Here is a 25,488-nt window from a genome sequence, read left to right as displayed (position 1 = left end):
TTATTCTTTGATGGCACCGACCATTACACCTTTCGCAAAATATTTCTGCAGAAACGGATAGACGAGCAGGATCGGTACGGTAGCAATAACGATGGTTGCATATTTAATACTTTCACCAATGGAATATTTGTCATCAGACCCTCCGGCCGCGCTGGTCATAGAATCTACACTATTTTGAATAAGGATTTCACGCAAAATGAGTTGAAGTGGGTAGAGCTCCCGATCGCGTAAATAAATCATCGCTGAGAACCAAGAGTTCCAATGTGCCACACCGTAATACAAGATCATTACCGCGATGACTGGCATGGATAGGGGGAGAACGATTTTAAGCAATATCGTAAACTCTCCGGCGCCGTCGATTCTGCCTGATTCGATCAGACTATCGGGAACAGCGGCAAATGAAGTACGCATTACGATTAGGTTAAAGGTGGAGATAGCCGTCGGCAGAATGAGCGCCCATAAAGTGTTTCCGAGATTCAGTCCGTTGTACACGAGCAGATAAACAGGGATCAATCCACCTGAGAAAAACATCGTAAATACAATCGCGATCGTCAGCGGGCGGATTAGCATAAGTCCCTTACGTGATAAAGCGTAAGCGCCAAGAGAAGTAAACATCAGGTTAATTGCGGTACCACCAATAACGATTAGCAGTGTGTTGCCGTATCCGGATAAGATATTCGGGTTCGAAAATACCATTTTGTAGGCATCTATCTGTAATCCAAGCGGCTGAAACAATAGTCCTGTGTGGCTAACCAGCATATTGGAATCGCTGAATGAAGCAAAAATAACATAAATGAAGGGATACGCTGTTATGATGATGAGTAAGCACATGAGCATGACGTTAACCATATCGAACAGCAAGGAGCCAAATGACTTTTTATGCACAAAGTTTCCTCCTGCCTTTTTTCTGTTCACTACCATAAACTTGTTTCATTTAATTTGCGGCTGATATAGTTCGCGCTAATAAGTAGGGTAAAGTTGATGATGGATTGGAATAGGCCAACAGCGGTCGTGAAGCTGTATTCAAAGCTGCCTCCCAAACCTTTACGGTAAACAAAAGAATTAATGACATCGGCTGTTTCATAGGTGTTCGGATTGTAAAGCAAGATGATTTTTTCGAAGCCGACATCCATCATATGGCCGACCTGCATAATAAACAGAATGACGATGACCGGCATAAGGCCAGGCAAGGTGATGTTCCATAGCTTTCTTAATCTGCCCGCGCCATCGACGGTGGCCGCTTCGTATTGTTCGGGATTGATTCCAGACAATGCGGCGAGATAGATGATAGAACCCCATCCAATTTGTTGCCATATGCCGGAAGTAATAAAAATGGTACGGAAGTTTTCGGCATGTGCCAGGAGTGCGGTTCTCTCGCCGCCGAACCAAACGATAATATCCGTAATAAAGCCGTCGCGTGCCATAAACTGCGTAATCATACCGCCAACAACGACCAAGGAAATAAAGTGCGGCATATAGGAGATCGTTTGAACGATCTGCTTGAACCATTTTTTTGAGATTTCGTTCAATAGCAGTGCAAGAATGATGGGTGCCGGGAAAGCGAACAGCAATTGATATACACTGATAAGGACCGTATTACGAAGTACCCGCCAGAAGTAAAAGCTTTCAAAAAAATCTTTGAAATGTTGAAATCCAACCCAAGGACTGTCATTAATGCCTAACGCAACATTGAATTGTTTGAAGGCGATAATAGCTCCATACATCGGCCCATAATGAAAAACCGCATAATAGGCAATGACGGGAATTAACATGATATAAATGGCTTTATTGCGGACTAGATCGTTTATCAATCTGCGGCCGAAGTTCAGTTCGGGGGTTCTTCCCGTTAGTTGAACTTCGGCCGCAGCTGTCTGTTTGGACGGTAACTGCGGCATGGAGCTCACCTCTCTCGTTGTTATCTTTTGTTGAAACGTTCCACGGAAGCTTGCTGCAATTGGATCGCTTCTTCAATTTTCATTTTTTTCATTTGCGCTACATATTTGTCGAAGTTGTCGAGTGATTCTTGACCCTGAATGAATCGGATATACATTTCGTCTGCATACGTGTTCACTTCAGCCATAATTTTGGCGAGCCGCTGAGACTCTTCCGGCGTAGCGCTGACTAGCGGCATTTTTACACCTACGGTATTTTTCTCGTATGTGCCCCATACTTTAATGGACTCCTGCTGCTGTGGAAGCTGGTAATATTGTTCCAAATAACGATCATCATTCACGAAACCTGGGGACGGATAATTTGATCTCAAATATTTGCCCATAGCTTGAGCGATTGAAAGTTTATCAGGATTTTTCATAATCAAATCCGTATATTTTGGATAGCCGTTTTCGTTCGTGTAAGTCAAACCTTCGACGCCAAAGTTTTTCAGAATATTACCTTCTTCAGTGAAATAATAGTCGAGCCATTTGATCGAAGATACCGGATCAGGGTTTTTCGTTGTAATGGCAACGCTTCCAGTCATGCGATAACGATCAGCCATATTAACGAATTTAGGCTCGTCGCCTTTTTGGAGGACCGGGTATTGTGCGGCCGTCAGATCGTATTTCGGATCTTTATCTTTATTAGCATTCATATAAACGCCGATGCTGCTTCCAGCAAAACCATAAACGGAACCAGATTTACCCGAGGCCATCTTCGCATCAAGGGTTTTCTTGTCATTGGCTCCAATGTCAGGATCCAGTAATCCTTCCTTATACCAATTGTGCATTAAGCTGAGATAATCTTTAAAGGCAGGCTCCATCGGACCGAACTTTACTTGTCCGTTATCCAAATAGAATTCGCGGTTGACACCGAAAGCTCCGACTATGATGTCATATTCTTTTCGGTTGAGTAGCATCGTAAATGGTGCGGTGGCTCCCTTTTTTTCTTTGAAGCTGCGCAGCATCGTCGTCCATTCATCAATGGTTTCGGGTGTCTGTAGTCCTAGATCATCCAGCCAATCTTTACGGACAAGCGGACCGCTGAATGTGTTTACGGTACCAATTCCGATGGATGGTACGACATACAACACGCCGCTGTCCGTCTTTACTTGTTTGGCGATTTCAGGATTTTCGTCGAGATACTTTTTGATGTTAGGGGCATGTTGGTCGATCAAATCATTGAGTTCGATAATAACGTTGTCTTTGATTGCTTTCTCTGGACCACCAGGATATACCAGCCATCCATATTCCATCATGTCCGGCAAATCCCTGGAAGCGATAAGCAAATTGAATTGCTCGTCCTCGCTGCCGACTGGAGGGTGGGAGAAGTCAATTTTGACTCCGGTTTTTTTTTCTAATTCTTTGTAAAACTCGACTTCTCCAAGCTGAGTGACGGAGGAGGAAGCATTCGCATCCAAGATCGACCAGTAGGAAAAGCTGCTGGCTTGTTGAGTTTCATTTCCGTTGCCATTCGTAGCAGGAGCCGAAGCTTCATTAGAACAGCCGGCAATGAGACTGGCGAACATGGCAAAAGCGAGTAGTGCACGTACAGTTTTTCTTTTTCCGCGAGAAAGATTGTTTTGTTTGCGGGTTAACATACATTTTTTCCTCCCTGAATTTAGGATGACTTTGTTTGTGTTAAATACCAATTAATCATATTTGGCATATTGTTAATGGGAAATCCTCCATATGATTTAGCCATCATCCAAACGAAACATTTGCTATAATCAGAATCCAATCTCGATATTCCATTTACTACTTATCGCAATGATTGATTGACAAGAATGCTTCTTCTCCTCTAAAGTTAAGACATTTCAAATACGGAAAATTCTATATTGAGAATAAAAAAATGTAAGTAAAATGACGATGATGAAATTACGATATAGATATGACGCTGTAAGGTACAGCCGGAGGGTGGGAGATAATTGAAATGGGAGGAACATTCGTAATGAAATCGGTCATCGGAATTCATTGGGCAACTCTGCTTCTTACATGTATGTTGGTTGGAGGTTTGATAACAGGATGTACAGAAAAAGTTTCATTCATAGAAAGCGTAAAGTCTCCAGTCAATAGTTCAGAGAAGATAAGATTTACATACTGGTCACCACTTAATCCGAATGCCGCTTCCGTCGTTCAAAATTTGGGCGAGGTGGAAATGTATAAAGAAATGGAGAAGCAATCGGGTATACATATCGAATTTTCTCACCCGCCACAGGGGAATGAAAAAGAACAGTTCAACCTGTTGATTGCATCAAGAGATTTACCAGACATGATTGAATTTGATTGGTTATCGTACCCGGGTGGGCCAGAGAAGGCCATTAATGACGGGGTAATCATTAAGCTGAATGATCTCATTGACCAGTATGCGCCTAACCTGAAAAAATTTTTGAACGAAAATCCAGATATCGCTAAGGAAGTCAAGACGGATAGCGGAACCATGTATATTATCCCATCTATTGGGATCGGCAAAGTGAATACGTTTAGCGGCCCTATTATTCGTAAAGATTGGCTAGATGATCTGGGGCTCTCGGTTCCGGAAACACTGGAGGAATGGACACATGTTCTTTGGTCATTCAAGGAGAAAAAGGGTGCCATGGCACCATATACGACTTATATTGACAAAACAGATCCCAACAAGCTCAATGACTTCATTGTAGGCGCTTTCGGTGTAGGAAGAGATTTTTACTTGGACAATGGAGAAGTCAAATATGGACCGATGGAACCTAAGTTCAAGGAATATTTGAATTTTTTAAGGGGCTGGTACAAAGAGGGTTTAATTGATCCCGATTTTGGCGCTAACGATATGAAGACGATCGATGCCAAAATGCTTTCGGGTAAATCCGGTGCTGCTTTCGGCTTTGCCGGTAGTGGTATCGGTGTCTATATGAAGAATGGCTCGAAATATAACCCTAAATATAATTTGGGAGCCGCACAATACCCTGTACTCAAGAAAGGAGACGAACCTCAGTTTATCAATAGTGCGAACAAGTATCGGGCTAATGGAAGTACAGCAATTACAGCAACAAACAAGAACCCGGAAGAGGCCGTAAAATGGCTTGATTATTTGTTTAGTGATGAAGGCCATATGTTGAAAAATTTTGGTATAGAAGGAGTTAGCTATAAGCTGGATAAGGGGTATCCCAAATATACGGATCTGATCATGAAAAATCCGTATAAACTGCCTGTCTCCCTCGCCATGACGAAATATACACGCGCCAACTACCCGTCTCCTGGGTTCGTAAATGATGATCGATATCTAGAACAATTTTACGAGCTCGAGCAGCAAAAGGAAGCCATTCAAGTATGGGGGCAATTCGAGGGAAATGTGGAGAATGTTATGCTACCTCTTGTAAGTGCGACCAAAGAAGAATCTGAGCAACTCGCGAAGATAATGGCTGAAGTTAGGACATTCAGTGACGAAATGTACACGAGATTTATTTTGGGTGAAGAGCCGATAGAGAACTTTGATCGATACGTCAGTCAGTTGAAGCTGATGAATATCGAGAAAGCAATCCAGTTGCAGCAGGCCGCGGTGGAGCGCTACAACAAGAGACCATGATTATGGTCATATAGATTCTCGTAATCGCATTTGTGTAAGCCATTTCAATTAGTAGATTATGTCAGAGAAAGATGAGATAAAGCGGCGGTGATCACCTTGAAAAGAAAATTTGAATTAAAGCGGTGGAGCATATTGTGGTCATGGTTTATCTCACATTCCCTTATCCTCCTTATTCCGATCCTGATAGGGCTGTTCGTATACGTGCAAGTTCGTCAATTGGTAGAGACGGAGATTAACCGTGCCAATGCAGCTCTTCTCCAGCAGGTTAAACAGGTATTGGATGGGCAAATCGAAAGCGTCAACCGAATGAGTGTTCAGACGGCCTTTCTACCCCAAGTCCGGGGACTTCTTTACGCAGACCAGCCGTTAACCGAGGAGGACCGGTATTCTATCATCCTTGCGCTCAAGGAATTTAAAGGATTAACGATGGCACACGAAATGGTCACAGACTCCTACGTTTATTACAAGAGAGGAGATTTTCTTTTATCGGAGAGCGCTTTGTATGATCCCGATGATTATTTTCAAATGCACCATAAAACGAATGAAAATACGAAAAAAGATTGGTATGCGTTGCTTGACAAACAATATATGGGGGATTGGATCGTGTACCCATATACGACCGATACGGGTAAAACTAAACAAGCTATTCTTTATATGCGATCCCTTCCGGTTGAAGACCGAGGAGAGTCATTAGCAACAAGTGTAATTGTGCTGGAACTAGAGCGATTTCAAGAACCGATACAGAAAGTGAACTGGATCAATCAAGGGTCCGTCCTTATTTTGAACGAAAACAATGAAGTTCTGGCATCTACCAAAGATATGCGTCTTCCTTCCTCTATTTCTTATGAACGATTATCCGGTGAGGGCGGTATCGTCTATGAAACCTGGGATGGAGAAAAGATGGCAGTATCTTATATTTCTTCAGAAAGTGCGAATTTAAAGTACATATCAGTTTTGCCTGTAAAAGTATTTATGGAAAAATCGTCCTATATCCGCAATTTGATGATCGTTGCGTTGTTAATTTCCTTATTATTAGGTGCTGCTGCTGCTTATTGGCTCGTCAGACGTAATTATCACCCGGTTCATAATCTGGTGCGATCCTTGTCAAGCCAGGCTCAGTTTTCACTAGCTGAAATCAGGAATGAATATTCCCTTATTTTTCATGCGCTGGATCAACAGAATAAAGTGCTGCGCAACTATTTCTTCGAGCGTTTGATGAAGGGGAGGTTGGAGACGAACTTTCCGCTCAGCGAAGCATTGGATACGCATGACATCGCGTTTATCGGTGAACGATACGTTGTGGTTTTATTATACATTGAGGATTATGCAGAATTGTTCAAACATCAGAATGGGGATGTGGAGCGTCAGCGAAAGTTTGTTCAAATGATCGTAGGCAATATTGTAGAGGAGAAGTGCAGGCAGAGCCATCTTGCTTATATTGCGGAGTTGGACGATATGCTGGCATGTCTGGTCAATGTACAGGCCGGCTCAGATGAAGAGGTACAGGGTGAACTTTATCGGTTAATCGGAGAAGCAAGACAATTAATTCACAGTAAATTTAATATTCATTTTACTACTTCGATAAGTCGTGTTCATACGTCAATTGGAAGTATTCCTTCTGCTTATCAAGAAGCTTTGAAGGCAATGGAGTACAAAATGCTGCTGGGTAGTACTGAAATTATTCAGTATGAACAGCTGCAAAGCAATGAACCTGAATATTGGTTTACATGGGAGAAAGAGCAAAGATTAATCACATCGATTAAGGCGGGTGAGACAGATTTGGCTCTCCTTATTCTCGAAGAGGTATTCGAAGAGATGCGATCCCATGGGCTTCTTCCGATCGAGATGGTTCGATGTTTTCTCTTCGACATGGGTGGAACGGTTATGAAAGCACTATATGAGGCAGATTACAGCAGGTCTTCCATGACGGCACATCAGAAGGTTCTGTGGAGGCTGCTTGCATGCGAGAGTGTTACCGAAATTCGGGTTGGACTGATCGATATCATCAAGCAAATCACGAATGAGTTAGGACAGAAGAAGAGTCGGCCTTCCGGATTGGTGGACGAATTGACAGCTTACATCCAAGCCAATTATCAGGATGCTAATTTGGGAGTAGCAACGATCGCCGAGCATTTCGGCATGAATCCAGTCTATTTGACCCGTGTGTATAAAGAACACACGAAAGACACCTTGCTGGACGCAATAAATAAGGAAAGATTACAAGCAGCGAGAACATTACTCTCCCAAAACAAGCTTGCGATCAAAGAAATCGCTGAAGAAGTCGGTTTCTACAGTAGCAACACATTTATTAGAACGTTCAAAAAAATAGAAGGCATAACACCCGGCATGTATCGAGACATGCTAAAAGGAATTGCGAAGACTGAACTTTGATAGTGAAAATCGGACAGAACCGTTAGGGGATTTCCTCAGGGGGTGCTGTCCGTTTATATTTTACATTCATTTTTTGACAGATGTGTTTGGATATGAAGGGAGGTGTGTGATTACAATTTCATGTCGTTATTCGTTACTTATGGAGTTCTAGTAAAAATGAGTTACATGGAATCACAGCATGTACTAACGACTTAGAAGGGGGATTTATGATTATGTTCTTAAAGTATTTGCAGAAAAAAGCAGTTCCTCTATGCATCATGCTGACTTTTGTTTATGTTCAGCTCTTCTCTCCATATTTTCTAAATACATCCTATGCACAGAAAACAAGCAACGCAAGTGATATATCTGACATCGAATTTTTTGGAGCCTGGGATCAGGCGAATAACGTGTGGTTAACCTCTAGTAAGCTTAATTATGAAGATTTTCCGGGATTAGCTGAGGTAGAATCGAATGTAAAGATAGGAAATTATGAAGAAGCTAGAAGTGAACTTCTAAACTATTTTGAAAATCGGACGACACGAGTTGCACCAGCGTATGCTCCCGGCAAGGCTAATCCTGAACTCGTACCGCTTTTGATGGATCAAATCATAACGCCACTGAAAGATAAATATCTAACTACATTTACGGTTACGGATATACCTTCAACATATAACATCGATATCACCGCAGTTTCCGATTCCAAAGTTCTTAGCTTTATTCTAATGGGTCGCTATAAAGGAACGAATGTGACGAATTTCTACAGCCGCGAACATAATTGTTCGTCAACGACGTTAGCGCAGTGCCAACCTACATTGGTAGTTAAATACATGTATGGTGATGTGGAAAAGACAGCAAACCTCACCGCCTCCATGGACACTTATATTCGTGGGAACGATTCGGACAGCCATGGCAGTGAACCTTTGCTTCAAGTGCTCGCATCTGGTTCTCCATACGACTCCAAGACACGTGAAGCATATTTGAAATTTGACTTATCCTCGATCAAGGGGACGATCACGGGAGCAACATTGAAACTGTCTGGCTCTACTGAAATGAGCGGAAACAATGATATTATGCTCTATCAAACGGGAAATAGTGCTTGGGACGAAGCGACGCTCATTTATAACAACCATACGGGGCTAACCTTTTCGTGGCAAGGTATAGCGTCGGGAACGGATTGGAAAGGTCCGCCAACGAATATTTCTGATGATCAATTTGCTATGCAGATTACGAATTTCAACTTTATTCAGCCACTTATAACAGAATACGTCTTAACGGGCACCGAAGACTATGCCAAGAAATATATCGATTATATGATTGATTTCATCGATGATGCCGAAGACTACATTACATCTGATAGTCCCAAAGGTGCCGGCACATTCCCCAAAAGCTTTCAAGCTTCCATCCGGGCGTATAATTGGGTGAAATCTTACAATGTCTTGAAAAACAGCTCTTCTATGAATCCTTCAGCCAATACGGATATTCTAAAAACGTTTTGGAAAAAAGCGGACTATCTGGTGACAGAAGAAGGTTATCATCCTGTTAATAACCACGGTGTGTTCGAAACATTAGGCTTGTATAGTATTGCTGTCTATTTTCCCGAGTTTACTGACTCTAAGGTCTGGCATTCCAAAGCCGATAAACGGATGAGTGAATTGATTGAAACGCTCAATTTTAGTGATGGGTCGTACAATGAATCTAGTAGCAGCTATGCGGTAACCGCAGCCAATCAGTTTTTTGAATTCAAGGAATTCGGTCGTATGAATAGCCAAACTTTTGATCCGGATTTTGATCAGTATTTGCTTAAGATGGGTAAATATTTTGCGGATCTCTCATTCCCCAATGGCTTTTTACCTCTATTCGGAGATAGCAGCCGTATGGATGCGAAAAATGCAATTAAAAGAACTGGAGATTTATTCGACGATGATACGTTACGTTTTGTAGGAACATCGGGAGCAGAAGGAACGCCTCCTGCATATTCTTCAGTGCTCTACCCGCAAAGTAAAACGGCTATCATGCGAAGCGGATGGACAACGGACGACCAATATCTGATGATGAATACCAAGCAGGAAATCTCTCACAGACACCCGGATGACAATGCGATCATTTATTATGCGAATGGCAGACCATTATTGGTTGATCCGGGTACCATGTCCTATAGTGACGAACCGATTTCGAACTGGTTGCGATACTCGACCGAAGCTCATAATACGATTGAAATGAATGATACCGCTCAAAATTGGACAGAGGGCTTTAGTCAAAAATTATCTAGCTATAGCAGAGCTGAGGGATCGCTTGAGCAGTGGGTTGATAATCAAAAATTTAATTTTGTTGAAGGCGATGTACGGAATGTTCCAGGATTCACACATGTACGAGATGTGTTATTCCTTAAATCATCTTTCTCGATTGTTTCCGACTATCTGCACTCTCCTGGAGGAACTAATAAATACCAGCAAACGTGGCACTTTTTACCTACAGCTAATCCAGTAATAAATGAAAACAGTAAGAGAGTTAGCACGGTGTTCAATGACACCTATGGAGATATCCAAGTCATTCCAGCCGATCCTGATCAAATTACAGCCTCACTTGATGATGGGTATTATTCGGAAGCTTTTTATTCAGTGACGAAATCGAAGTATGCCTCTTTTACAAAAAACGTTGAAGGTGATGTAACATTTGACACTGTCTTATATCCGACTAAAGGTGAAGATAACCGTGACATTCAGGTTAATCGCCTTGATATAACGCCATCTGTGTCGACAACCGTGGCTAGTTCCTTAAAAATAAACAATATTGCTGATGCAGGAACTAAGGGTTACTATTACGTGTCACACGAAGAAGTTCCGCGGTTTACACGCTTCTTCGATACCTTTACATTTGATGGTAAAATGACCTATATCGAAAAAACGGATGATGGGATCGTTCAATCTGCTTTGATAAAATCAGGATCAACATTAAAAAACAACGGAATAGATCTCATTGCCTCGAAGATGGAGATAAATGATGTCGCAGTGGATTGGAAGGGGTCATCATTAGATATCAATAGCTCAAATCTAGTCATGAACAACAACCCTAACGATGTATCATCGATTGCAATCTACGCACCAGGTGTTCAAGAAGTTAAACTAAACGGAAACTCATTATCTAATTTCACAGTCTATGGTGATTATATCTACGCAGTAGGCGTACCGACATGGAGTTCTTCCTCTGAGCTTTCAAGCACGGATCTGGGATCTGATCATACGGGAATCCAGACCATAGAATTTGATCTGATACCAACAGTGAATAATAGCGGTAGTATGATCGGTTATACAGCGCAAGCGTCTGCGGTGGCCGACGAAGCAGAACTTCCAATGTTATTATCGCTGAGTGAAGACGGTTTCTTCGAGGTATGGAACGGTACTGCTTTTTCACAATCAACCTCTTTATCCTATAAGGCGGGTGAACGTTATCATGTGACCATTCTTGCAGATCTTTATTCCAAGACCTATAACTTGTATATTGCTCCGAAGGGTAAGCCGGAAGTATTAGTAGCGGATCAGTTTGTTTTTAATAACAATACACCAGCGATATCGGATATTGGTCAAATCGTTATTAAGAGTCCTTCGAGCCACAAGGATTACATCTTTAACCATACCATTCGTGATGCAAGTTACTATACCATTAACATCGCGGCCGACACGTACAAGACGGAAAGCAATCCCACCAAAAATTACGGTATACAGAGAAAGATCGAAATTAGAAATGCAAGCAATCCAAAGTCTAACTACAGTGGCTACCTGCGATTTAATGTGGGTGAACTACCACCTAATGTGACACCGGTATTCTCTAAGCTTAGATTAACCTCTGCTACGACAGGAGAATACACCGATCAGCTTCATCAGGTTACTGATGATGCATGGGATGAATTAACCTTAGTTCATAATAACGCACCTGCCCCAGGGGAGATTATCGCTTCTTGGAATATGCCTCCTGCCGAACAAGAAGTGATGGTGGATGTTCAACAGCAAATTATAAACGAAATCGCAGGAGATAAACAGTTGACTCTCATGATATCCTCACAAACAACAGGCAACAAATCTCACTTTTACTACGCGAAGGAAAATAATAATGGAATGCAGCAGGCTCAAATCCGAATATATACCAAAAATATTTCTACGGAGTACGATAGAGTCATTCCTGAGACCAGAGCCTTGATTACGCCTTTTGAGCCGGATGGTTCGAATGGATGGTATGTAAATCCAGTGAGTGTTTCTTTAAGTGTCTACGGCGATTCATCCGAAGTGCTCAGCACAGAGTACAGCTGGGATGGCGGTCAAACGTGGAATAACTATTTGGCACCGCTTATGGTTGAAAAAGATGGACAGTATAGTCTCATTTACCGTTCAAAGTCGCAGGATGGGATTATGGAAGTAGCGAAGAATATTCGTCTGAAGCTGGACGGAGAGACACCTGGAATCACCGTCACCGGCATCGTTTACGGAAGCTTCAATTCTGCGGACGATATTACACCTGTCGTCACCTTGAGCGATCATTTGTCAGGGGTAGATCATAGCAAGACACAGATTGTATTGGATGGAGTACCGGTTCAGTCTGGTGAGAGTATTGCACTATACACGCTGTCGTTGGGTATGCATCAATTCATTGTGAATGGAAGCGATCTGGCTGGTAACAAATCAAGACATACTGTGACTTTCGAGACGTTAGCAAGTTTAGATGGACTGAAACAACTAGTCACGCGATTTGCTGATGACCATTGGATTGATAACAGTGGGATCACGAACAGCTTAGAACAAAAGCTGGAGCGTGGTGACTTACAATCCTTTATTGATGAGGTACGCATACAACGTGGAAAGCATATTCATTTAGAGGCTGCTAATTATCTGGTGCGCGACGCTGAGGCGTTGCTAACTTAAAACTTCTTAGTTATGGGAAGACCGGATTTACCAGAACTAATATTTCTGATGAGTCCGGTCTCTTTATCATGATATAAACTGACAAAACATCAATTAAGTCTGACTCTTCACGTGCTAATGATATTGAAGATGCTTGTATTGAAAATGATTATATGATATAAAATGAAAATCGAAGGTGAAATCGTTGGAATTATGTTAAGATTAGGATTCGTGTGATTTATAGATTAACATAATCATCAGAAACCATAATAGAAAATTAGGAGTGGTAATTTGAGAAGACAAAAACCAATGACCATGGAAGAATTAATGAATGAACTTCAAGGTCAAAAAATGAATCAAGAAGATCCCAATGAAATATCTTTTGAAAAGCTGTTTAATGAAGAGTTTATGAAAAAATACTCGAACTGGATGAGTTTTGATGAATTTTTAATCAAAGGGAACTTTCAAGTAAAGACAGAAGAAGATGTTGCTGACATACCTGATGAACTTTTTGATCGTCATGTAGCAAGAGAGACGAAGTTTGCAGATTGGAAATCAATGTTGGAAACAGCAAATAAGGAATACGTCCGTACAACATGAAACAACATTAGTATTTAAAGTCCCCGAAACGGAACTGACCCCGTTTGAAATTTGGGATTAAAGTACCTAACAAGTTTAAATAGCCAGTCGCTGGAAATTCAGCGACTGGCTATTTTTTTCGCTAAAATACTGTAATCAAACGAATCCCATTCTCAAATATACTGCACTCTCATTAGTTTATGGGGAGGTGTTTTTTATGTCCAATTATTCGATTAACTGTGATGTTTTACTCATTGATGATTTGCATCCTATGATTTAATTGAAGACATAGGAAATCGCTTTAACAAAGATAGTATATACATAGGAGGGGCAGACTCGTATGGCAACATGCATGCAAACCACAAGGCCACAAACCCTTAATGTCATGTGGAAAACCGTCTCAGAGGATTGTAATCTAGCCTGTGATTATTGCTACTACAGCACAGCAGGGGGGCATCCTCGGCAACCGATCCGGGTGATGGATATGGATCTTCTGGAGCGATTTATCGCTCAGTACATGAAAAGATCATCAGGTATAGCGACTTTTTCTTGGCAGGGAGGGGAGCCGCTATTGGCCGGACTTCCGTATTTTGAACGCGTGATTTCACTCCAAGCTAAGTACGCTCCACCTCAGACAATGATTAGTAATGCGCTGCAGACCAACGGAACGCTTATTAACGAGAAATGGGCGGAATTTTTTAAACGGTATAACTTTTTGGTTGGGATTAGTGTGGACGGTCCTGAGCCCATTCATGATGCGCATCGTATAACGGGCTCGGGGAAAGGTAGTTATGATCTAGTTATGCGTGGGGTTCGCCATTTACAGAATGAGGGTGTGGACTATAGTATTCTGACGGTGATCCATGAAGATAACGTAACGAAACCGGACGATTTGATGGCATTTTACCAAGAACAAAAATTTCCCTATGTTCAGTTTATCCCTTGCATGGATTTTGTTTCACAGAAGAGTGATATGCCTGGCCGCTTTCGAATTACACCTGAACAATACGGAGTCTTTTTATGCCGTACATTTGATCTGTGGTACAACGAGGGGTATCCAGAGCTTCCCATTCGTATTTTTGAGAATATGCTTCTAGTATTCATGCATCGGGAGGCAGAGTTGTGCGTTCACAGCTCATGCTGTCCGAAGATGATGGTGCTTGAAACCAACGGGGATGCTTATCCTTGCGATTTCTTTATTGATGAAGAGCACAGGTTAGGAAATATCGGCTATACCGACCTTGAAGCACTGCTTACCAGCCCTATATATGATGACTTTTTGTTAATGAAACCCAATATGAATGAATCATGCTATAAGTGTGAATATCTTAGCTTTTGCAATGGGGGATGCCCACGCAACCGGAATTGGCTTGATGTTCATGATCGTACTGAGGTTGATTATTTCTGCAGTAGCTATAAAATATTCTACTCATATGCCTATGAACGAATGATACTGCTAGCAAACCGACTTAAATCTGAGCAGATGCTGGCGTTCAGGAAAAGTGCCAAACTACTTCCAGGTAGAAATGATCCATGTCTCTGCGGAAGCGGGAAAAAATTTAAGAGTTGCTGTCAACCACTATAGCTCAAATTTTTAAAAAAGGTTGTTCCAACAATCATGCAAATTGTTGTGAAACAACCTTTTTGATATGTTAAAGAATCATTTGGTTTCTCACCATAATAGCCGCACCAGTCACCACAGCTTCTTCTTTTAATGTACCCAGGGAGAAATGAGGTTGGTATTCAGGATAACGGTAAGTGTTTCGCTGTGCCACTTCAACCGCCGTTTGGAAAAACAATTCGTGAGAGTGGATGAGCGCACCACCTAGAATGATGGTTCCAGGATGAAACAGGTTAATAACGTTGGCGAGGCCAATACCGAAGTGAATGGCGGCTTGGGTAAATAATTCACGGGCGTGTGGATTACCCTCTCTAAAGGCTTGTACCAATACATCATAAGTCAGCTTCTCCGGCGATACTTTGTATCTTTGGAGGATCAGATCTTTGTCCATCTTTGCCTCTGAACGTGCACTTTGTTCGAGCGCCTGCACAGAAACGAATGCTTCTAAAGCTCCGTAATTCCCTTCATTATTTAATCGGGGTCCGTCTGTCTGGATGATCATTTGACCAATGGCATCTTCCATATCCATCGTGCCATGAACAATACTTCCATGCGACATCATCGCATAGCGGAGCCCTGCTCCAGCATGAACATAGAGCATATGTTGAATGTTAGCGTGACGGATGGACCATCGTTCTCCAAGGAGTGCGGAATTGGCACCGTTGTCGAGCAGAGCTTTGAAGCCCGTTCGTTCCTCCACCAATTTGCAAATAGGCAGATTGTTCCAGCCAGAAGAAGGGAAGTGTAGCGGTTTTAAGATAAAACCATTATCCCGGTCAAGCGGTCCCACGGCTCCAATTCCTATGCCAATAATTTGACTGTCCACTAACTGATGATCCCTGAGGAAAGCGCGTATTTGACTACTTACATGATCCATAAATCTTTCAGGTGTGAATGCCTGATCCATTCTCCAGTGAACAATTGATTTTGGATTCATTTGCATATCAAATAAACCAAGGGAAGAATACAGCCTGGAAATCTCTAAACCGATGATGTAACCGTAGGAAGGATTGATCTGGTATAAAATAGGTCTTCTGCCTCCGCTAGATTCCCCGAATCCGCATTCTATCAGCAAGCCTTCTTCCGTCATTTCATCTAATATTCGGGTCATTGTGCTTTTGGTAAGTGAAAATGTTTGTAGAAGATCTAACTTGGAAACTGTGCCTTGTTCGGCGATTCGGTCGTATAGGAGTTTCTTTGGGGATGGAATGTGTGTCGAGCGCTTTTCCACGATATACCTCCAAGCTATATATAGGGTGAACTAGTAAGATCGGTTTTAATAAAGTTTGTATTTATTAACATTAATATAGTATAACGCATAACCCGAAGAATGTATTTTACCGTTCAAAAAACTTAATTCCATTTTGGGAAAAAGTGATATAATGAAATTACGACAGAAAATATAAGGGTGGAGTCCATGAGAACAACTATGAAAACAAATGCGATGACGAATACAGACCTAAGGATAAGTCTATTGCTCCAGTTGTTTTGGGTATTTGTTCGAATCGGTCCTGTTACTTTCGGGGGAGGTTATGCGATGATCCCTATGATCGAACGGGAAATTTCCACTAAACGGAAATGGCTAGCTGAAGAGGAGATGGATGAAATTTTATCTTTAGCTGGCGCAGCACCAGGTGGGGTAGGAGTAAATGCGGCGGCATTCATTGGTTATCGACTTGCTGGTGTGAAGGGTGCGATTGCTGCAATCGCTGGGATTACGATTCCAACCTTTATCATTGTTTGTTTGCTTAGCGCCGTTTACTCACTTCTGGCCGACCAACCAAAAGTTATTGCCGCCATGAAGGGGATTCATGGTGCTGTTATTGCCTTGATCCTAGTAGCAGCATATCGAATGGCCAAGAACGCTATATTTGACAAGACTACGGCTGTTACGGCGCTAATTATACCGATTGTTTTATTAGTTTCCGGAATCAATCCCATTTACGTGATCGCAGCTGGATTGATTATCGGGTTTGTATATATGCCAATCAAACAGCTCTTTGGGCTCCAAGTTCGGACAGAGAAGGATTCCTTGAATGATTCAGATGAAGAGTCGAATTATCCGGAGTATTACATCTAGGGGGAAGCGATGTGATTTGGAATTTATTTTTTATCTTTATAAAAATTGGACTGCTCTCCTTTGGGGGAGGGTACGCCATCATTCCGATGATTCAGCATGAAGCTATGGCTGGTGGTTGGTTATCTGAAAGGGAATTTCAAGAGGTAGTTTCCATCGCAGGGATGTCACCGGGCCCTGTTGCAACTAACAGTGCAACCTTGATTGGATATCGTGTAGCTGGAATTGAAGGAGCGATTGTGTCCACATTAGGCATGGTTCTGCCTTCATTAATCATCATCATTTTTATTTCCATCTTTTTTTATCGGGTGAGGGACAGTCAATGGATTAAAACGTTATTTTATGGGTTGCGACCAGTGATTACGGGTTTGATTGCCTATGCTGCGATTCGGTTTGGTTTAAATAGCGTGGAACACGCCTTCGTTACTTGGCAAACCATTGGCACGTTGATCATTGTATTCGCTGCACTTTATGGTTTAATGAAATATAAGCTGCATCCGCTCACCATTATTGTTGCCTCTGGCATTCTTGGTGTAGCCTTTTTTTAGACAGAGCCGGGACGATCCCGGATTGGAGGTAATACATGTCAGAGAATATACGGGCTTGCTGTTCAGCTAGTCGAAATCAAGTTGAGAAACAAGGTTCCATCGATGATGTTTGTAAGGAGAACACAACTATCCAAAGACCAGAAGGGGATACAGATTTCTCGGACATGATCCTTATTCCTGGAGGTACTTTTCTTATGGGGACGGATGACAAAGAGGGGTTCCCCGAAGACGGAGAAGGGCCCGCTAGGAATGTTACCTTATCTACCTTTTTGATTGATGCAACGGCAGTTACGAATAAGCAGTTTGCTGCTTTTATCAAGGAAACAAACTACGTTACAGATGCGGAGCGTTTCGGCTGGTCTTATGTGTTTCATTCTTTTGTTTCCATGGAGACAGGGAAAAAGGTGACCCAAGTAGCTACTCAAACCCCCTGGTGGTGGGTGGTAGAGGGAGCGAATTGGTGTCATCCGGAAGGTCCGGATTCCCATGTAGATGAACGCCATGATCATCCGGTGATCCACATATCATGGGCTGATGCTGATGCTTATTGTCACTGGGCTGGCAAACGTCTGCCGACGGAAGCGGAGTGGGAGTATGCTGCACGAGGAGGACTAGTTCAGAAACGATATCCTTGGGGGGACGAATTAAAACCGGGCGGAGAACATCGTTGCAATATTTGGCAAGGAAAGTTCCCTGATAAAAATCATGCCAGTGACGGTTATGCAGGTACGGCACCAGTAAAATCCTATCTACCTAACGGATATGGTCTTTATAATATGTCAGGGAACGTGTGGGAATGGTGCGAGGATTGGTTTACTAAGGCCTATCATTTAACTTCCGAATCCGAGAATCCGAGAGGCCCTGTAAGTGGTGTAGCAAGGTCGATGCGCGGAGGATCGTATTTGTGTCATAAATCTTATTGTAACCGTTATCGGGTGGCGGCCAGGAGCAAAAATACACCAGACAGCTCTGCAGGAAATATTGGCTTTCGATGTGCGGCTGATTATACCGGTTGAGAATACATAAAGACTACTACATTAGAAGGAGGAACTTCTTTGTCCTCTATCATTCATAGTCAGTTTGATATCACCGTGCTGGACGTCATAAAAATTCAATATCAGAAGCGGGTTATATTCGATTACGTCCAGTCTTGTTATACCGTCTCCTATATCCAAAAAGGTGAGGTATTGACGACATCCTCCGAGGGAGAATATGTTGCATCTGCCGGAGACGTGATGATCCACCGTCCTAACGAGCCTTTTAATGTGATTTCCAAAACGGATGGTGTACATTATCTGTTTAATATTAACGCTAAAGTTAAAGACGGAAATGATTTTTTTAAGTTATTCCCGCTAGGCAAGGTGATTCGGGTCCGGGATCGAAGCGAATATGAGCGAAGGTTTGACGAGATGCGGAGCCTGTGGTTGCAGGAGGAGGATGATTTCAGAAATGTTCAGGTCGGTTCATTGGCATTTTTTCTCCTTTATGAAATTATGGAGAGCACCAAGCTTGGCGGGCGCCGCTCATCTCGAGACCCCTATGTCACCGACCGTTTTAACGAGGCGTTGCAGTATATGGAGGAGAGACTTGATCAGGAGATTAGTAGAGAGGAGCTTTCCAAGCTCTATCATATGAATCCTGTTTATTTTAGCCGGGCGTTTCAGAAAATATATAAATTGACACCTATGCAAATGCTACGAAAATTGCGGCTGCAGCAAGCTAAACAAATGTTGGAGTATACGGATTATACCATCGAGCATATCTCCCAGAGATGTGGTTATTATGATGCTTCGCATTTCAGTAAGGTATTTCGTGGCGAATACGGCAAGGGTCCGGCAGAGTACCGAAAAAGTATCGAATATACAAAAACAAACATCGTTACTCCATAGCGGAGCTTACCATATTCATATACTCTATAAGCATGAGCAGATCATTCTGAACTGCCCGAATCGATGCGTAACCATTTCGATGAAAAGGAAAGGCAGGGTATAACTCATGAGAATCTTGTATTTGGATTTGGATTCGCTTCGCCCGGACCATCTGGGATGTTATGGCTATCAGCGGAATACCTCCCCGAATATCGATTCAATCGCTAAAGAAGGTGTCACCTTTACCAACTATTATTGTTCAGATGCGCCGTGTCTACCGTCCCGTTCTGCTTTAATGTCGGGACGATTTGGCATTCATAATGGGATTGTAGGACATGGCGGGACCGCTGCTGATATGCGTAGAGAAGGGGCGAAGCGCGAATTTAATGACCGGCTGGGAATGGAAAGTCTTCCAGCTATATTAAGGCAAGCGGCCATGAAAACCGCGTCGATCAGCACCTTCGCCGAACGACATTCAGCCTGGACCTTTAATGCCGGTTTTCAAGAAGTGTTCAATGTTGGCGGAAGGGGACATGAGACGGCAGAACAGGTGCTCCCAGTGGCACTTAAATGGCTTGAGGATAATGGGGAGTCCGAGCATTGGTTTCTGCACCTGAATTTCTGGGATCCCCATACACCTTATCGTACACCCAGGAGCTATGGTAATCCGTTCGAGAAGGACCCTTTACCTGAGTGGATCACTGAAGAGGTGTTTGAGCTTCACCGAAAGAAGAAGGGACAGCACAGTATCGAGGATATGAATGCGCTTGCTAAATCACATTACCAACAGCATTTCAGGCACAATCAGGAGATAAAGAACCATGACGACCTGCGTGTTATCTTTGACAACTATGATGCTGGAGTTAAATATCTGGACGAACATCTCGGGCAAGTCTTTTCCAAGCTGAGAGAACTTGGCGTGATGGAAGATACAGCTATTTTGATCTCAGCGGATCACGGAGAGAGCCTGGGCGAGCTAGGGATTTACTCCGAGCACGGCACAGCAGACGAGGCGACTTGCCGCATTCCGATGATTATCCGCTGGCCAGGGGGCAAGAAGGGAATCGTGGAGGATGGACTACATTATCACCTTGATCTCGGACCGACATTAGCAAGCCTTTTGAATTTGAAAGGGGCACCTTCTTGGGATGGTGAAAGTTATGCTGATACCATTCTGGAGGGACTTTCAGGAGGGCGTGAGTATCTCGTAATCTCACAATGCGCGCATGTGTGTCAACGCAGCATCCGGTTTGAGGATTGGTTATATATACGCACCTATCATGACGGACACCATGGATTTCCGAAAGAAATGTTGTTTGATTTGAAGCATGATCCTTATGAACAACATAATCTCGCCGAAGTGAGTAAAGACATTTGTATGAAGGCTGTCTATCTGTTGAATGAATGGCATGACAACATGATGAGCTCCATGGACTGTGATATCGATCCATTATGGACGGTACTTATGGAAGGTGGACCCTATCATGCGAAAGGATATGTGAGCTCATCCTCACAGGATGCTTAGCGCTGTCCCTTTGAATGAGGAAAGAAAGACAAATGGAAAGGAGGCTGCCCCTGAATGGGCAACCTCCTTTTTTACACTCTGGCTTCTTGCTGATCAATTAAAGCCCCGGGAAGCCTCAAAACGGTCTTCGTCCCGCTACCTTCCTTACTGTACAGCAGAACGCCGCAAGGATCACCGTACTTAAGATTTAGACGGTTGTTGACGTTTAGGAGCCCGATATGATCGCCGGACTCTATGTTCTTACCAGCAAGCAGCTCGGTTAGCTGTTCCAGTCTCGCAGCAACGATGCCAACACCATTATCTTCTACAGCGATTTCAAGCAGTCCCGCTTCGCTTTTCTCTACTGTGATCAGCAAGACTCCCTGACCTTGAGCCTCAAGCCCATGACCAAGTGCATTTTCGACAATAGGTTGAAGGATCATTTTAGGTACGGGAATGTGTAACCATTCAGGTGGACAGAACAGTTTGTAACTGAATTTGTCAGGGAAACGGCCTTGGTAAATCCTCACACAAGATTCTGCGATTTTCAGCTCTTCCCCAAGAGTGACCTCCTCTTTGCCTTTGATGCTATACTTGAGCATTGTGCTTAAGGCGGTAGTCATTTCATAAATATCCCGATTTCCTTTTACGATCGCAACGCCTTTGATTGTATCTAAAGTATTGCTTAAGAAATGGGGATTAATTTGACTTTGCAAATACGAGTATTCGGCACGTTGTTTTTCCAGATCTGTCTGGTAAAGCTGGGTGTTTGCATCGATTAATTGGTCCGTCAAATCGTGAATCCGCGTTGTCATATCGTTGAACTGCCGAGAGATGATTTCAATTTCAGCATAGCCTTTTAAATCGACCTTGTTGTTCAATATTCCTAGACTTCCGCCTTTTAATTGATTCATATAGCGCATAAGCCTAGACAATGGTCTTAAGAGATTCATCATGAGCACAGAGTAGGGAATAGAGACGACCAACAAGATTAATGCTAGAAGAGCATAGCTGACCTTCTTTAATTTCTCCAGTTCTTTCATTAAATTATGGACAGGAACAGCGGTTATGATTTTTCCAGAGATCTCCGGTAAGATAAAGGACTGAATAGCATATTTCTTTCCGTTGACTGTTTCAACGATTGACTCTCCATTCCTTCCAGTTGCCCGAGTTTGAAACTGCTGGAGCATGTCCTCCGGTTCATCACTATTTGAGTAGATCAGCCCTTTATCATCCATCATAAAAAAGCTGGTTCCGACCAATCGAGGGTACTCTGAAATTTCAGTTTGAATAGCCTTCATATCCACAATAACTGCGATGTAGCCGATTTTTTCGCCATATAGGGACGTGTCACCAGAAGCAAAGATGTTCATCCCGAACAGTAATTTTCTCTTGTCGATGACCTTGTCTGGAGGACTGTATCCGCGATAATGAACGATTCCATCATCCCCAGCCGTCTTCATAAGATCAACAGCATATTTTGTTCTTCCCGCTAATGAAATACGTGTGTTAGAGCTACCGATAACAATAATATCTAAGATGTCTGTATTCATATTTCGCGCGATACTCAATAGCCCCTCTACCTTTTGGGATAGGTCGTAGCCTCGAAGCTTATCATTCTCGACTAGGAACTTTTGGACGGTCGAATCGTACCCTACATTCATCATCATGGAAGAAACGTTGGCATAGTTGTTAGAAATCCGTTGCTTGAGAAGGGAGACAAGCTCTGTATTGTATTGCGTATTTTGATTAATGATGGTCTCGCTTGATAGTTGGTATACCCTAGAGACGATGATTGGGATAATAGCAACAATAAACAACCCGAATAGCAAAACCTGAGTACGGATGGATAGTCTCTTAAATGTCTTCATTGTTTTGTTCCCTATATTGCGTTGGTGTCATCTTGAGATGCCGCTTAAAAATTCGCGTGAAATAGAAATAATCCTGAAAACCGCATTTCTCGCCGATTTGGTAAATGGAAAGGTTCGTCTCGACCAGTATTTTACAAGCGTATTCAATCCTTAAACGACTGATATGTTCGATGATGGTCTCGCCGACTTCTTTCTTGAATAATTGGCATAAGTAATTTGGACTTAAGAAAAACTGATTCGCTAAATGTTGAATCGAGATTTCTTGATTAAAATGGTTGTGGATGTACAACATGATCTCTTTGACTTTGTTGTTTGAAATTCGTGAAATATCAGTTTCGTTTCTGTTCATAAAAATATCTAGCGTCATAAGAATCAAATCATCGATCATAGCTTCAGCCGTACCGTATCTATAATAGAGCTGTTCATATCCTTCAAAAAAACGGCCGTTAACCCGAGTCCCTTCCCGAGGAAATAAGTACAGGATCGATGTGTAGAGCAAATAGGCTTCTTTAATGGTAAACGTTCCCTCTTTGAATAATTTCTTTATCGATTCCATGGCTGCTATAAAACCGAGCCGGTCTTTATTATGAAGAATCCGGGAAATCTCTTTGAGCTTCTCATCGATCGGTATTTCCTGTTGCTGAATCAACCGATAACATCCTGGCATTCCCGTTGCGAACATGCTGAATGCAGCATGAGAGGCGGATTCTAAAGCCGCATCCAGTTGGTGTATATCCGAAATAGGAGAACCAATTCCAACCCCGCACTCTTGTAAAACCTCTGTATATTCAAGACCCCGAAGGAAGACTTCGTATTGGCACTCTTCCAATAAGTAGCCAAACCGACGGCGGCTCATCGGGAAGACCAGGGGAGAGAACTGGCCGACATCTACAGGTGAACTTAACCCTTGGATAACAATGGGGATATGTGGCGTATCCTTTGACAAAGGAATTCTCTTCTCATCCAACCATAAGCTAATTCGTTCGAGATCTCCGGAACAAACCGCTTCATATAGTTCGAAGTCGTGGACAGGGCTTTCTTTAACCACCTTCGATTCGTGCTGCTGGGCTATTCGGTTGAGCATTCCTTCAATTTCTTCGATTTCAAAAGGTTTCAGGCAATATCCGAACGTACCATAATTCATCGCTTTTTGTGCATAAGCAAACTCTGCATGTCCACTAAGTACGATAAAGATTGTATCAGGAGCGATAGCTTTGCCACGTTGAATGAGCTCAAGTCCATTCATTACAGGCATTTTAATATCTGTTAGAACAAGGGTGGGGCGAAGCGATTGAATTAATTGCAGGGCTTCTTGCCCGTTTTCGGCATCGTCGATGACTTCAAAGCCGTATTTCTTCCAATTCACTCCTGCTTTAATTCCCTCTACAATCCACTTCTCATCATCTGCAATAATCACTGAACGCATAAGTGAATCCCCCTTTCTATATGGAGCTCTTAGATTAATCCTAGCGATTGTGGATCAAGGGGGGTATGGACTATCTTACGCTCACTATGTCCGATATTACGTGTCACAGGAAGGTCACGCACTAAGGTGTGAAAAATCCACATGACCGGAGGTGTATCCTCTATACAAGATAATTTACACTCCCGATATAATTTACCATATAAACCGCTTACAAGCATAAACAATCTCATACAGAAAGGTGGGGAGAAGATTGGCTGATTCTGTAACCGCTCGTACGCCTAAGCGAAGCTTAAAGACTAATGCTCCTAAGCAAAGCTTAGGAAAAACGATTTTACATTACAAGTATTTTTACCTCATGGTTCTACCGGTGTTAATCTGGTACGCCCTCTTCAGCTATGCTCCCATGTACGGTGTAACGTTAGCATTTAAATCATTTGATTACAGTAAGGGGATCCTGGGAAGTCCCTGGTTAGGCTTAGAAAATTTTCAAACGCTGTTGACCGATCCCGATTTTCGAAGGGCATTTTGGAATACGGTCATTATCAGCTTGATGAAGTTGATCACTCATTTCCCGATGCCCATTATCCTGGCGATTGTTTTATATGAGTTTTCCAGGACAAAAATGAAGCGGTTTTTTCAGACGATCCTGACGTTCCCGCATTTTATATCATGGGTTGTACTGTCGGGGATTATCATCAATATTTTAAGCAAGGACGGGATTTATAACCAGATCATCATGTTGTTTGGCGGGGATCCAAATTCTCCGCTTGTAGATGAAAGTGCATTTAGACCCGTTTTGTATATCACACATGTGTGGCGAGAGATCGGCTGGGATTCAATCATTTACTTAGCGGCGCTTGCAGGAATCAATCCTGAGCTGTTTGAAGCGGCGGAAGTGGACGGAGCGAACCGGTTTCGCCGTTTGCTAAACATCGCATGGCCGGGACTGAAGAGTACAGTCGCAGTCCTGCTAATCCTTCAAGTTGGACAACTACTAACCCAAGGTTCGAGCTTCGAGCAAATATTCAATCTGTATAGTTCACCGGTATATTCGGTTGCCGACACGATCGATACATACATTTATCGGACTTCATTCACGATAGGGGGCGACTTTGGATATATGACTGCCGTGGGTGTCGTCAAGTCCATTATCAGCCTGATTCTTTTATGGGCGGCCAATTCGTTCGCTAAGAAAATGGGTGAGGAAGGACTGTATTAATTTGCAGGAAAAGGGGAGAA

17 protein-coding genes are annotated in these 25,488 nt (G+C 42.7%); 11 read left to right on the top strand and 6 right to left on the bottom strand.

Annotated features, from left to right (window positions below; genetic code table 11):
* Genes MHB64_RS18005 through MHB64_RS17995 form a run of 3 tightly spaced genes read right to left on the bottom strand, consistent with a single transcriptional unit; the run spans position 1 to position 3,532 of the window.
* Positions 1-885, bottom strand: coding sequence for a carbohydrate ABC transporter permease (locus MHB64_RS18005; protein WP_445671614.1), 885 nt, complete (start codon positions 883-885; stop codon positions 1-3).
* 29 nt (positions 886-914) lie between these two features.
* Positions 915-1,895 carry an ABC transporter permease gene (locus MHB64_RS18000; protein ID WP_445671613.1) on the bottom strand — a complete coding sequence of 327 codons (981 nt, stop codon included), beginning with the start codon at positions 1,893-1,895 and terminating at the stop codon, positions 915-917.
* A 20-nt stretch (positions 1,896-1,915) separates the two neighbouring features.
* The gene (locus MHB64_RS17995) at positions 1,916-3,532 is read right to left on the bottom strand and encodes an extracellular solute-binding protein (RefSeq protein WP_341135063.1); all 1,617 of its coding nucleotides are present in this window, start codon (positions 3,530-3,532) and stop codon (positions 1,916-1,918) included.
* 332 nt (positions 3,533-3,864) lie between these two features.
* On the opposite strand from MHB64_RS17995, the gene MHB64_RS17990 reads away from it, so the two are divergent.
* The 5 genes from MHB64_RS17990 (at position 3,865) to MHB64_RS17970 (ending at position 14,919) form a co-directional block, all read left to right on the top strand.
* Entirely contained in the window at positions 3,865-5,493 is a 1,629-nt protein-coding gene (locus MHB64_RS17990; protein ID WP_341135062.1) for an extracellular solute-binding protein, read from the top strand.
* A gap of 96 nt (positions 5,494-5,589) precedes the next feature.
* Positions 5,590-7,884: a helix-turn-helix domain-containing protein gene (locus tag MHB64_RS17985; protein ID WP_341135061.1), complete on the top strand. Its 2,295-nt coding sequence runs from the start codon at positions 5,590-5,592 to the stop codon at positions 7,882-7,884.
* 212 nt (positions 7,885-8,096) lie between these two features.
* The gene (locus MHB64_RS17980) at positions 8,097-12,776 is read left to right on the top strand and encodes a CBM96 family carbohydrate-binding protein (protein WP_341135060.1); all 4,680 of its coding nucleotides are present in this window, start codon (positions 8,097-8,099) and stop codon (positions 12,774-12,776) included.
* Positions 12,777-13,064: 288 nt separating this feature from the next.
* Positions 13,065-13,355 carry a hypothetical protein gene (locus MHB64_RS17975; RefSeq protein WP_094868832.1) on the top strand — a complete coding sequence of 97 codons (291 nt, stop codon included), beginning with the start codon at positions 13,065-13,067 and terminating at the stop codon, positions 13,353-13,355.
* A 319-nt stretch (positions 13,356-13,674) separates the two neighbouring features.
* On the top strand, positions 13,675-14,919 hold the full coding sequence (locus tag MHB64_RS17970) for an anaerobic sulfatase maturase (RefSeq protein ID WP_341135059.1): 1,245 nt from the start codon (positions 13,675-13,677) through the stop codon (positions 14,917-14,919).
* Positions 14,920-14,986: 67 nt separating this feature from the next.
* Here MHB64_RS17970 and MHB64_RS17965 read toward each other — a convergent pair whose 3' ends face one another.
* Entirely contained in the window at positions 14,987-16,186 is a 1,200-nt protein-coding gene (locus tag MHB64_RS17965) for an ROK family protein (RefSeq protein WP_341135058.1), read from the bottom strand.
* 186 nt (positions 16,187-16,372) lie between these two features.
* On the opposite strand from MHB64_RS17965, the gene MHB64_RS17960 reads away from it, so the two are divergent.
* The 5 genes from MHB64_RS17960 (at position 16,373) to MHB64_RS17940 (ending at position 20,973) form a co-directional block, all read left to right on the top strand.
* Complete coding sequence (locus MHB64_RS17960; protein WP_256989699.1) at positions 16,373-17,035, top strand: chromate transporter; 663 nt, start codon at positions 16,373-16,375, stop codon at positions 17,033-17,035.
* Positions 17,036-17,046: 11 nt separating this feature from the next.
* Positions 17,047-17,580 carry a chromate transporter gene (locus tag MHB64_RS17955; RefSeq protein WP_094868835.1) on the top strand — a complete coding sequence of 178 codons (534 nt, stop codon included), beginning with the start codon at positions 17,047-17,049 and terminating at the stop codon, positions 17,578-17,580.
* A gap of 35 nt (positions 17,581-17,615) precedes the next feature.
* Positions 17,616-18,596 (top strand): formylglycine-generating enzyme family protein, encoded by a 981-nt coding sequence (locus MHB64_RS17950; protein WP_094875243.1) that lies wholly within the window; start codon positions 17,616-17,618, stop codon positions 18,594-18,596.
* A 39-nt stretch (positions 18,597-18,635) separates the two neighbouring features.
* On the top strand, positions 18,636-19,469 hold the full coding sequence (locus MHB64_RS17945; RefSeq protein WP_094868837.1) for a helix-turn-helix domain-containing protein: 834 nt from the start codon (positions 18,636-18,638) through the stop codon (positions 19,467-19,469).
* Positions 19,470-19,575: 106 nt separating this feature from the next.
* Positions 19,576-20,973, top strand: a complete 1,398-nt coding sequence (locus tag MHB64_RS17940; protein ID WP_341135057.1) for a sulfatase — start codon at positions 19,576-19,578, stop codon at positions 20,971-20,973.
* 71 nt (positions 20,974-21,044) lie between these two features.
* Here the strand turns inward: MHB64_RS17940 and MHB64_RS17935 are convergent, their stop codons facing one another.
* On the bottom strand, positions 21,045-22,823 hold the full coding sequence (locus MHB64_RS17935) for a cache domain-containing sensor histidine kinase (protein ID WP_341135056.1): 1,779 nt from the start codon (positions 22,821-22,823) through the stop codon (positions 21,045-21,047).
* Complete coding sequence (locus MHB64_RS17930; protein WP_341135055.1) at positions 22,810-24,249, bottom strand: response regulator; 1,440 nt, start codon at positions 24,247-24,249, stop codon at positions 22,810-22,812. The genes MHB64_RS17935 and MHB64_RS17930 overlap by 14 nt, the downstream gene beginning before the upstream one ends.
* A 250-nt stretch (positions 24,250-24,499) precedes the next feature.
* Between MHB64_RS17930 and MHB64_RS17925 the strand changes: the two genes are divergently transcribed.
* The gene (locus tag MHB64_RS17925; RefSeq protein WP_256989700.1) at positions 24,500-25,468 is read left to right on the top strand and encodes an ABC transporter permease; all 969 of its coding nucleotides are present in this window, start codon (positions 24,500-24,502) and stop codon (positions 25,466-25,468) included.
* Positions 25,469-25,488 lie beyond the last annotated feature (20 nt).

Source organism: Paenibacillus sp. FSL K6-2859 (assembly GCF_038008265.1).
In the GTDB taxonomy this organism is placed as follows: Bacteria; Bacillota; Bacilli; order Paenibacillales; family Paenibacillaceae; genus Paenibacillus_AQ; species Paenibacillus_AQ nitricinens.
This window is presented reverse-complemented; position numbering and strand designations above follow the sequence as displayed.